Raw genomic sequence first — 9466 nt, forward strand, 5'->3', positions numbered from 1 at the left:
CCCTATTTAGATATTCAATTTTTAGTTATTTAGATACTTAAAGACTTGTTGTCCAGCTTGACGACCAAAGATAACTGTTTCAGCAATTGAGTTCCCACCAATTCGGTTATTTCCGTGTAAGCCACCAACAATTTCTCCAGCTGCATAAAGGCCAGGAATTACTTGACCGTCTTCTTTGAGAACTTGAGTGTCCTTGTTGATTGAAACGCCACCCATTGTGTAGTGAACGGCTGGTGCAATGTGGATTGTGTAGAATGGGCCGGTAACAACGCTACGTTCCATCCCAGTTGTTCTGCCAAATTCACTATCATCATGATCGTCAACAGCTTTGTTCCAAGTTGCGACCGTTTGCTTCAAGTTGTCAGCATCTAATCCAGTTTCTTTGGCGACGTCTTCAAGTGTTTCACCCGTCTTAACCAAACCAACGTGATCGTAGAATTCAATGGCCTTTACTCGGTCACGAATGCCGCGGTCAAAGACAAGGTAGGCACCTGTTCCGCCGAGACCGTCGATAGCTGCTGTAACATTCTTACGAGTGTCTAATTCATTGACGAAACGCTTGCCTTCGTTGTTCACGAGGATTGCGCCTTCACCACGAACAGCTTCACCAATCAAGAATACGTGATCAAAGTCTTGTTGAACCGTTGGGTGAACTTGGACTTGATCCATGTCGACAACGCCGGCACCAATTGCAGTTGCTAAGTTGATTCCATCACCAGTAGCACCTGGTTGGTTTGTCGTCTTGTAGCCCTTTAAATCAGGACGATACTTCGTCAATAAGTCTTGGTTAGCACCAAAACCACCAGAAGCTAAGACAACGGCATCTGCGTTGAGCGTCTTTTCGTTACCGGCAACAGTTGCCTTCAAGCCAGTGACTTTGCCATCTGCAGCGGTTAATAATTCCGTTACTTTAACATCGTTGAACACTGGAATTTCGAGTTTTTGGACAAGCTTCAATAATTCAGTGACCAAAAATGCACCAATTGGGGCCATTGAGCTAGGACGGTGAGTTCGCATCTTACTCATCCCACCAGTAATGGTAATGTCATCCAAAATAATGTTGTGGTCAGCTAACCAATCAATTGCTAAAGCAGCATGTTGGGTAAAGTACTTGAGCAATTCAGTATTGTTGCGTTCCCCGCCACCCTTGTAGGTTTCAGCGTAGAATTCATCAAAACTATCAACAATCTTATGGTTTAATTGAACATCCGTTTCGGCGGCGTTCATCCCTGAAGAAGCTCGATTAGTGTTACCACCTAAGTTGTCCATTTTTTCTAAAATAACTGGGTTCAAGCCTAATTCGTGGGCTTGGATGGCAGCAGTCATTCCTGCACCACCAGATCCAACAACGATTAAATCGTAGTTGTCTTTCAATTCACTAGCATCTTTTGGTTCAAATCTAAATTTTTCTGCCATGATTAATCTCCTATTTTTAGTGAAGGACTGCGTTGGCGTCATTACCAATTTTTGAGTAGGTCAGGAAGTTGTTCATGCAACTATCCAAGAACTTGATGGTTCCCTCATCAGTAATTTCACCGTTTTCGTTAAATTTATCTTTTACGTTTGAAAGCATGAACTCATTTCCAGGTAAAACATTTGCGTTAACCCCTGGTGGATCAAGAACTTGGCGTAAATTCATTTGGGATCTAACGGTTCCCTGAATACCATATGAAGCGCCCACAATCATCACGTGCTGATCGTTAAATGGGTGCCGTGCACTTGATAGCCATTCAATAACGCTCTTTAATGCAGCTGGAATTGCATGGTCATATTCTGGTGCAGCAATGATTACACCGTCTGCATCTTCAATCTTATCCGCCATTTCGTTCACAATTGCGGGTGGTGTCTTCATTTCATTTTCACAGAATAGTGGCACACCATTAATTTCTTGAATCTCAATGTCCACTGTTTCTGCAAAGTGACGCTTCATATACTGTAATAAAATTCTGTTGAAGGAGAAGTCGGCATTACTGCCAACGATCCCAATTAGTTTTGGTCTCATGCTGTTGTCCTCTTCCTATTCTTCGTCTTCTTTTTCTCTTAAAAAAATCAATAAACACCCAGTTGCTAATCCGATGAAACATAGTCCTAGAAGTAATAGTGATTCCATAAGTGTGCCTCGTTACTTTCCTTGATCGATGTTTGTCATCTTAAGTGGATCAACCCATTCGTCAAATTGCTCAGCGGTTACTTTGCCAGAATCAACTGCGGCTTCCTTGAGCTTCAGTCCGCGTTTGTCAGCATCTTGCGCAATTAGGGCACTGTCATGGTAACCAATGTGTGGTGAAAGGGCCGTAACCGTCATCAATGAGTTATCAACCAATTCTTCCATTCGATCGGCGTTAACCGTCAAACCATGAATCATCTTGTCGGCAAATCCAGTAATGGTTCCTTGAAGCAAGTCAGCTGATTCCAAGAAGGCATCAATCATCACTGGCTTGAACACGTTCAATTGGAAATTACCTTGTGATGACGCCATTGTGACAACAACGTCGTTACCCATTACTCGAACGGCTGCCATCGTAAGGGCTTCCGTTTGCGTTGGGTTAACTTTACCAGGCATGATTGATGAACCAGGTTCGTTAGCTGGAATGTTTAATTCGTCGTAACCGGCACGGGGGCCGCTAGCTAAGAATCGAACATCGTTACCAATCTTCATCACGTCAGCTGCCAATGCCTTCATAGCACCGTGGACAGCGTTCATACCTGAGTGAGCTTCCAAGCCGTAGAACTTGTTAGTGTCAGCGTTAAATGTAATGCCATATTCTTTTGAAATTCGTTTGGCAATTTCAACATCAAAACCTGGTGCAGCATTTAAGCCAGTACCAACTGCAGTTCCGCCCATTGGAAATTCAGCAACTGATTCGTCCAACGCCTTTAATGAAGTTAAATCATGTTCAAGCATGCTGACCCAGCCACTCACTTCTTGACCAAATGTCAATGGAGTTGCATCTTGCAAGTGGGTCCGGCCGATTTTAACAACGCGCCAGTACTTTTCTTGCTTAACTTTTAATTCATCGATTAAATGTTGGATTGCTTTTTCGAGCTTCTTAACCGCAACGCTTGCCGTAATGTTCATGGCCGTTGGGAAGATATCATTCGAACTTTGACCTTTGTTAACGTCATCGTTTGGTAAAATTTCGATATCTGAATTTAATTTGGCTGCTTCGTGAGAAACAACTTCGTTAACGTTCATGTTTGTTTGAGTTCCTGAACCAGTTTGGTAAACCTTTAATGGGAAGTCTTTACGCAAGTCTTCGTCAGAAAGCTTCAATAATTCATCAATTGCGTCCACAATGAGTGAACCCTTTTCCTTGCTGATTTGATCGAGCTCTTGGTTCGCTTGAGCTGCAGCTTTCTTGATTTGAAGTAACGCACGGATAACGTCGATAGGCATGAATTGCCCGGTTGGAAAGTTGTTACGGCTCCGTTCTGTTTGTGGTCCCCACAAAGCAGTTGATGGAATCTTTACGTCTCCGATGGTGTCAGCTTCAATACGATAGTCTTGCATAATTATTCCCTCCAATTAATATAAAGCGTTATCACGAAATGTGAAAATAGTAACATATGGTGACAAATAAATACTTACAACGGCAGTTTATGATGAATAGAGGCTTATAGTCAAATAGTGGGATACCTATAACGCTTGCTTATTTACCCTGATATATCAGCATTCTTTTCGCTATATTTTGAAATGGTCCTTATTAAAATAATTCAAGTAACAAAAGTTTATACATTCACGTTCAATGTTTTTGAGTGACTAATTATGAAAAGTTCGGCAGATAAGCACTTTTCTTTCCCCGCAACCCCATTTCTCGTTACACTTATCCCAATGACAGTCCCCATCAATTTGCAGGAGGTTGCCCTTATGCCATGGAATATGCAAGATTATCCAAATTCAATGAAGAACATGCCCCATTTGGAACGCAAAAAGGCCATTGATATGGCAAACGCAATGGTCGCAGACGGTTATCCGGAAGACCGGGCAATTCCAATCGCCATGTCGCAAGCCGGAAAATGGTATGAAAATGCTACTGACAAAGAAATTCGGGAATTGCGACGGGAAGGTAATCCTGGTAAGCACGACCAGCATGACGGTGATCCCGAGCATAGCCGATTGATCGATGCTGACGAAATCGTTCAGCACCAAGAGGATGGCTGGGCAGTTATGGCAAAAGGTGCCAAGCAGGCAAGTCACATTTTCGATACGAAAAAAGAAGCCGTCAAACGTGCACGCGAGATTGCGGACAATAAAGACTCTAGCGTCAGAGTTTATCGCAAAAACGGCACGTTGCAGGAAGTTGTGACGCCATAACGAAGAAGTGGCCAGACAATCACCCTTGTCTGACCGCTTCTTTTTTAATTTTCTGCTTTTTTGATATCCGAAAGGACGGCTTCATCATCTAAATCAGCCTTCAGAAATTCACTATTTTCATCGGGCAGATGTAACTGCAATTGATTTAGTGGTTGAATCGCCAGCTCGCCATCAGTCAGCTGACAATCTAACACATGACCGCCCATTTCGTGAGTATCGCTTAAGAAATGTAAATGGAAACCAGGTGACGTCACCCCAGCATACAATGCTGGAGAATAATACCCCGTTAAGGTCCCAGTAACATTAGCCGCGTCAAAGATTTCTTGTTGCGAAGCAGTCTCAGTCAAGGTTGGATACGGTGGTTGCTGACCATGAACAACCCGCGTCTTCATACTCGAAAAAGTGCCATGAACGCTCAGGTAGCTGAACAAGTTCTGTGACTTCAGCCGCTTAGTGGCAACGTCTTTCAGTTCTAGATAGGTTAAATTTGCTATGGGTGTTGACTCCTCCAAGTGAACAAAATGCACGTTCGCAAATGGCACCTTGGCATCCCCATCTACTTTCACAACCTCACCACTCGCCGTTGCCTGATAAACAACGCCATTTAAAATAATGAGTTCGCCGTTCAACCCATCCATCGTTCCGATTCCGGTATCGCCATGCTTAAGTAGCTCATTGACGGTAAGGGTTCCTGCAAATAAACCTGGAACTAAAGCGGCGAGGGTTCCGTGTTGATAAAGTGACTGATTGTTCTCCATTTGATGACTTCCCTTCAAACTACCTCTTTAGTTTAAATCAGAATATCGCAAAAACACATCCTAGATTTAGGATGTGCCAAGATGATTATTCGGAATAAGAATCGGAAACAACTGACCAGCCATTCAAGTCATTTTCTAGTTCACCGCTACCGTTAATTCGGTAATGGGCTATTGTCGGATTAACGCTTGGATCACCACCAGCTGCTTTCATTCTCGCTGTACTATGATTCTCTTTTACATCAACATACAAAAGACCATCTGCTGTTCGTGTATCAAATATAAAGTCACTCATTTTAAAATCTTTTCCTTCATAAATAGTGGCCATCAAATCTGACCACACCCACGCCTTTACCTGCTGCTTTGTTAAGTTCGTCGTATCTACTGCACCGGAATTTGGCACGACATAGTCTTGGCCAGCATTAACTTTTTTCAAAGAAATAGGGACAGTTCCAAAGTTCATTTGGATTTCTCGGCTATTGATATATTGAACTTTATACACACCAAACAACGAGTTACCAGAATACGACTTCAGCAAATAGGTGTTGGTGGCAACCTTTTTGGACATTAAACCTTCATTTATGCCCCAACCGCTACCTTCTACCTTTGTCTGCTTATCGCGCTTGTATTCAATATTACCGCCTTCCAAACTACCCGGCTTGATGCTGAAGGTCACTTTTGTATACGGATAATCTGAATTCTGATTGCCCACGATATCTTCCGTTTTCTCGAAGCCTGACCGCCAGCTTGCCTGTAACTTTGCGGGTGCACTGTCAGTCCATTTACCATCCGTATCACCAACGATATACGTCCCTTTAATATCTTTGTAACTTGTTTGCACGGTATAATATTCGCCCACAACTGTGAGTTTCAGCGAATAAGAATCACCAGTTGAGCTCGTCAACTTTAGGATGTCTGGATTTCCATTTTTGCCGTTAGAAATGGCAGTCACTTTGCCGTTCGCAATTGTCCCGCGTTTAACTGAAGTCAATGCCCAGTGCCAAGCTTTCCCTTTCCAATAAAAATTTGAATAGGTTAGTTCGCCACCATTGGTTCTTGTTTGCTGATCCTCCGCAAATTTACCCTTAAGACCGTCTAGAGTCGTTGTGATCGAAGACGGCACTGGTGCATTTACTTTGGATTTTTTAGTCGTTTTCGTGACACTGGCTGATGAAGATTCTTTTATGCTCGCTTTATCCTGCGTTTTGGCATGACAGCCCCCCAAGATGAGCACCACCATTAGTCCAGTAATGAGTAAAACTTTCTTTTTCATAAGGCTCCCCCAAAATTAAAACTGATAAGTTCCGTTCACTGATTGGAAATTAGTCTTTAAGTTATAATCCCCATTTGAAATTGCCGTATTAATGGTGATTGTAAATTCATCATTGTAATCCGGATACCCCATATTTTGTGCGGTTAACGTCACAAAGGTTCCATCATGACTCACCGTTCCAGAGATAATTTGGGCGCTAATAACCGTTCCCCGTTTGGAAGAATCTAAATCCCAGAACCAGTCTCCTGCATAGTATTCAAAATGTGAGCCAGTCACATCGCCACCATTGGTTCGAGTCTCTGGAATTTCCATTGCCTCACCGTCAACATTCTCCTTCAACCAGTCGTAATAGTTGCCCGACGTGGATGTGGAAACATCATTGGCACTGCTGTAACTACTGAGGGCGTCATTTCCAAACGTATAGTCTCCATTTATACTTTTAAAACTCGTATTAAAATTGTAATTGGTATGATCTGAATTATTCCAATGAATTTTGGCTTCATAACTCGTACCTGATTCGTATTTTTCACTGATCAATTGGACCACATAGTCAGCGCCATCTCGCTTAACACTCGTGGCTCTAGCGTTCTCAATTTGGCCTCGCTTGTCAGAACTAAAGCTCCAGTACCAATTATTATCGCTATCCAAATAAAACTGCGAATACGTCACATCCCCGCCATTAGTTCTGGTATCCGGATCCTCAACCGCACTCTGTGAAAAATTGGCGAGCTGCCCAATTCCTGCAGTTGCATGATGAACTTGGACTGTCGCCTACTTTGTCGAAGACGATGAGGATGCTTTAGATGATTCAACGCTTGTTTTATCAGCATCATCCGTCTTACTGCGACTTTGATTAACAACGATTACTGCAAGCAACACTAAAATAACTGCCGCTAGTACAGAAATAATGATTTTGTTCAGGTTAGATTTGTGTGGTCCCTGGTGCTTTCCCCTAGTCATCATGATTACAACCTACTCCCCTATTTTATCGAGCGCCTCTATACAAATAGCTCCACTTTGATTGAAAATGGGCTTTGCCATGCTCATAATAGCCCGCATTTATACCAAGTTTATTCTTGCTAATCTTCTTGATTTTTAAAGGAACTTTCTCATAATTAGGATCAAATTTACCGACAACATAGTAGTGATGCTTTGACGTCGTTTTATATTTAAAATTGTGTAGACCATGATATGGAAATCTAAATTTCACTGTTTTAGAATACGTATTCCACCCACTAATTCTCGTCATATACGAATGCCGGCCAATAACAAAAGTATTGGTCTTATTATGCCATTTTCCCTTTATCGTCTTGGGTAAGACATTTTTGTGCCAAGTAGCAGCTTTTGCACTATCTACTGAGCTTATTTCTAAACTAAACATAGCCAACAAAGCAATCCCAATTCCTAGTAAAAAGCGATTAATTTTTCCCATAATATCCTCCAAATATTATCGATTATTTTTATAACAATTCTAATGAAAGCATAACATAATTACCCTGCCAATTATAGATAAGAGAGGACTTAAGCCCACAAAAAATACGTGATGAAATTTGCCATCACGCATCCTTATAATTGGTTATTGTGCCGTAATTCCGCCATCAACCACGAACTCTGATCCCGTGGAGTAACTGGCTTCATCAGATGCCAGATAAAGGACCATGTTTGCGACCTCTTCTGGTTCCGCAATTCGTTGCAATGGAATTGATTTGGCAAACTGCTTAATTAAATCTTCTGAATCACCCTGATGAATCATTGGGGTTGAAATAACGCCCGGGTGAACTGAATTGACCCGAATGCCATAGCGAGCAAGTTCAAGAGCAGTGGCTTTTGTCATTCCTCGTACCGCAAACTTGGTATCAGTATAGCCAATGGCGCCACCCACTAGCCCGTTAATGGAAGAAACGTTGACGATACTTCCTTTGCCGTCCTTCTTCATTTCGGTGGCTGCATACTTCGTTCCTAAGAAGACGCTAAGTTGGTTAATTCCAACAATTTTCAAATATTCCTCGGTTGTCATCGTTAGGACCGATTGGGCAACTGAAATACCAGCATTATTGACCAAGACATCAATCTTATCGAATTTATCCAGTGTCGCCTTAATAACCGCTTTCCAATCGTCCTCACTCGAAACATCCTGTTTGACGAAAATAGCGTTGTCACCAAGCTCATCAGCCAGTGCTTGACCTTTTTCAACATCGATATCCGTGATGACCACTTTGGCCCCTTCAGCAACAAATAACCTTGCGTGAGCAGCACCCATTCCTTGTGAGCCACCAGTAATAATTGCAACCTTGTCTTTGAGTCGATTTGTCATGTCAAACACTCCCTCGTGAATTATTGAACTAGTGTAAGTATAACATGCTGGCTTTTAATTTATGGGGGAAATAAATTCGTATTTAAGACTATACAGTGTCTAAGCAACACCATATCGATGTATAATGAGCACAGATACGTGCAGAAAGGATGATTTTTATGTCTGAACAACTATCAAAAACACGAATTTCCGCAACGATTGATCCTAAGTTAAAAGAGGATGCCACCAAGGTTCTATCATCATTACAGTTAGACATGTCGACCGCAATCAATGTGTTTTTAGCACAAGTCGTCAAACAAAATAAAATTCCATTTGAGATTACGAATGAAACGGCAGAAGAAAGAAGAACGAGAGAAATAAAAGAATCAATTGCAAGAGGGTTATCACAAGCAAAGCATGGTGAAGGTGCTGATGTATCGATATTAATAAAAGAAGCGCAGGCACAAGAACAAAAATTACTAAGGGATGAGAATTTATAAAGTACAGATTAGTGATGAGGCCCTTCAAGAAATCGAATCAACAGCAAACTACATTAGAGTAACCGTTAAAAATCCAATTTTAGCTAATCGCTTTCGTATCAAAGTTTTCCAGACTATCAGCTCCTTATCAATGAATCCCAACCGCTTTACAATTCTTGACGCCAAGTATGATTCTCCTAAAACAGATAAGCTTCGAAAATTGATCATCGATCATTATGTCGCCGTTTATTGGGTAGATGAACCTTCAAACTCCGTACACATCTTAGCTTTTTACAACCAATTACAAAATTATTAACTTGCAAAAAAGTAGGCTCTCTGTCAAATCCTGTT

Annotated in this window: 12 protein-coding genes; 3 read left to right on the forward strand and 9 right to left on the reverse strand. The window is 41.8% G+C overall.

The annotated features are described in order from the left end of the window. Positions 1 to 21: 21 nt before the first annotated feature. From FD44_RS05855 to FD44_RS05865, 3 genes are all read right to left on the reverse strand, one after another. Positions 22 to 1416: a flavocytochrome c gene (locus FD44_RS05855; protein WP_010619225.1), complete on the reverse strand. Its 1395-nt coding sequence runs from the start codon at positions 1414 to 1416 to the stop codon at positions 22 to 24. 16 nt (positions 1417 to 1432) lie between these two features. Next, positions 1433 to 2002 carry an NADPH-dependent FMN reductase gene (locus FD44_RS05860; RefSeq protein WP_010619224.1) on the reverse strand — a complete coding sequence of 190 codons (570 nt, stop codon included), beginning with the start codon at positions 2000 to 2002 and terminating at the stop codon, positions 1433 to 1435. Between the two features lie 120 nt (positions 2003 to 2122). Next, positions 2123 to 3511: a class II fumarate hydratase gene (locus tag FD44_RS05865; protein WP_010619223.1), complete on the reverse strand. Its 1389-nt coding sequence runs from the start codon at positions 3509 to 3511 to the stop codon at positions 2123 to 2125. Positions 3512 to 3868: 357 nt separating this feature from the next. Between FD44_RS05865 and FD44_RS05870 the strand changes: the two genes are divergently transcribed. Further along, entirely contained in the window at positions 3869 to 4315 is a 447-nt protein-coding gene (locus FD44_RS05870) for a DUF2188 domain-containing protein (protein WP_010619222.1), read from the forward strand. A 44-nt stretch (positions 4316 to 4359) separates the two neighbouring features. Here the strand turns inward: FD44_RS05870 and budA are convergent, their stop codons facing one another. The 6 genes from budA to FD44_RS05900 all read right to left on the reverse strand — a co-directional run bounded on the left by budA (position 4360) and on the right by FD44_RS05900 (position 8657). Next, positions 4360 to 5073, reverse strand: coding sequence for an acetolactate decarboxylase (gene budA / locus FD44_RS05875; RefSeq protein ID WP_010619221.1), 714 nt, complete (start codon positions 5071 to 5073; stop codon positions 4360 to 4362). Between the two features lie 85 nt (positions 5074 to 5158). After that, complete coding sequence (locus FD44_RS05880; RefSeq protein WP_010619220.1) at positions 5159 to 6343, reverse strand: hypothetical protein; 1185 nt, start codon at positions 6341 to 6343, stop codon at positions 5159 to 5161. A gap of 15 nt (positions 6344 to 6358) precedes the next feature. After that, positions 6359 to 7012, reverse strand: a complete 654-nt coding sequence (locus tag FD44_RS05885; protein WP_029327495.1) for a hypothetical protein — start codon at positions 7010 to 7012, stop codon at positions 6359 to 6361. Between the two features lie 102 nt (positions 7013 to 7114). Next, a complete protein-coding gene (locus tag FD44_RS05890) occupies positions 7115 to 7306 on the reverse strand; it encodes a hypothetical protein (RefSeq protein WP_010619218.1) in 192 nt (63 codons plus the stop codon). A gap of 22 nt (positions 7307 to 7328) precedes the next feature. Then, positions 7329 to 7775: a hypothetical protein gene (locus FD44_RS05895; protein ID WP_010619217.1), complete on the reverse strand. Its 447-nt coding sequence runs from the start codon at positions 7773 to 7775 to the stop codon at positions 7329 to 7331. Between the two features lie 144 nt (positions 7776 to 7919). Continuing rightward, a complete protein-coding gene (locus FD44_RS05900) occupies positions 7920 to 8657 on the reverse strand; it encodes a glucose 1-dehydrogenase (RefSeq protein ID WP_010619216.1) in 738 nt (245 codons plus the stop codon). Between the two features lie 158 nt (positions 8658 to 8815). Here FD44_RS05900 and FD44_RS05905 point away from each other — a divergent pair, with 158 nt between their 5' ends. Together FD44_RS05905 and FD44_RS05910 are read left to right on the forward strand one after the other, a co-directional pair. Continuing rightward, positions 8816 to 9136, forward strand: a complete 321-nt coding sequence (locus FD44_RS05905) for a type II toxin-antitoxin system RelB/DinJ family antitoxin (RefSeq protein WP_010619215.1) — start codon at positions 8816 to 8818, stop codon at positions 9134 to 9136. Then, positions 9123 to 9431 carry a type II toxin-antitoxin system RelE/ParE family toxin gene (locus FD44_RS05910; RefSeq protein WP_010619214.1) on the forward strand — a complete coding sequence of 103 codons (309 nt, stop codon included), beginning with the start codon at positions 9123 to 9125 and terminating at the stop codon, positions 9429 to 9431. The genes FD44_RS05905 and FD44_RS05910 overlap by 14 nt, the downstream gene beginning before the upstream one ends. Positions 9432 to 9466 lie beyond the last annotated feature (35 nt).

The organism is Secundilactobacillus malefermentans DSM 5705 = KCTC 3548 (genome assembly GCF_001436395.1).
Taxonomy (GTDB): Bacteria; Bacillota; Bacilli; order Lactobacillales; family Lactobacillaceae; genus Secundilactobacillus; species Secundilactobacillus malefermentans.

Bases quoted from the DNA above. Each gene is read 5' to 3' on its own strand.
- FD44_RS05855 (WP_010619225.1), bottom strand. From the start codon at position 1,416: ATGGCAGAAAAATTTAGATTTGAACCAAAAGATGCTAGTGAATTGAAA.
- FD44_RS05860 (WP_010619224.1), bottom strand. From the start codon at position 2,002: ATGAGACCAAAACTAATTGGGATCGTTGGCAGTAATGCCGACTTCTCC.
- FD44_RS05865 (WP_010619223.1), bottom strand. From the start codon at position 3,511: ATGCAAGACTATCGTATTGAAGCTGACACCATCGGAGACGTAAAGATT.
- FD44_RS05870 (WP_010619222.1), top strand. From the start codon at position 3,869: ATGCCATGGAATATGCAAGATTATCCAAATTCAATGAAGAACATGCCC.
- budA (WP_010619221.1), bottom strand. From the start codon at position 5,073: ATGGAGAACAATCAGTCACTTTATCAACACGGAACCCTCGCCGCTTTA.
- FD44_RS05880 (WP_010619220.1), bottom strand. From the start codon at position 6,343: ATGAAAAAGAAAGTTTTACTCATTACTGGACTAATGGTGGTGCTCATC.
- FD44_RS05890 (WP_010619218.1), bottom strand. From the start codon at position 7,306: ATGATGACTAGGGGAAAGCACCAGGGACCACACAAATCTAACCTGAAC.
- FD44_RS05895 (WP_010619217.1), bottom strand. From the start codon at position 7,775: ATGGGAAAAATTAATCGCTTTTTACTAGGAATTGGGATTGCTTTGTTG.
- FD44_RS05900 (WP_010619216.1), bottom strand. From the start codon at position 8,657: ATGACAAATCGACTCAAAGACAAGGTTGCAATTATTACTGGTGGCTCA.
- FD44_RS05905 (WP_010619215.1), top strand. From the start codon at position 8,816: ATGTCTGAACAACTATCAAAAACACGAATTTCCGCAACGATTGATCCT.
- FD44_RS05910 (WP_010619214.1), top strand. From the start codon at position 9,123: ATGAGAATTTATAAAGTACAGATTAGTGATGAGGCCCTTCAAGAAATC.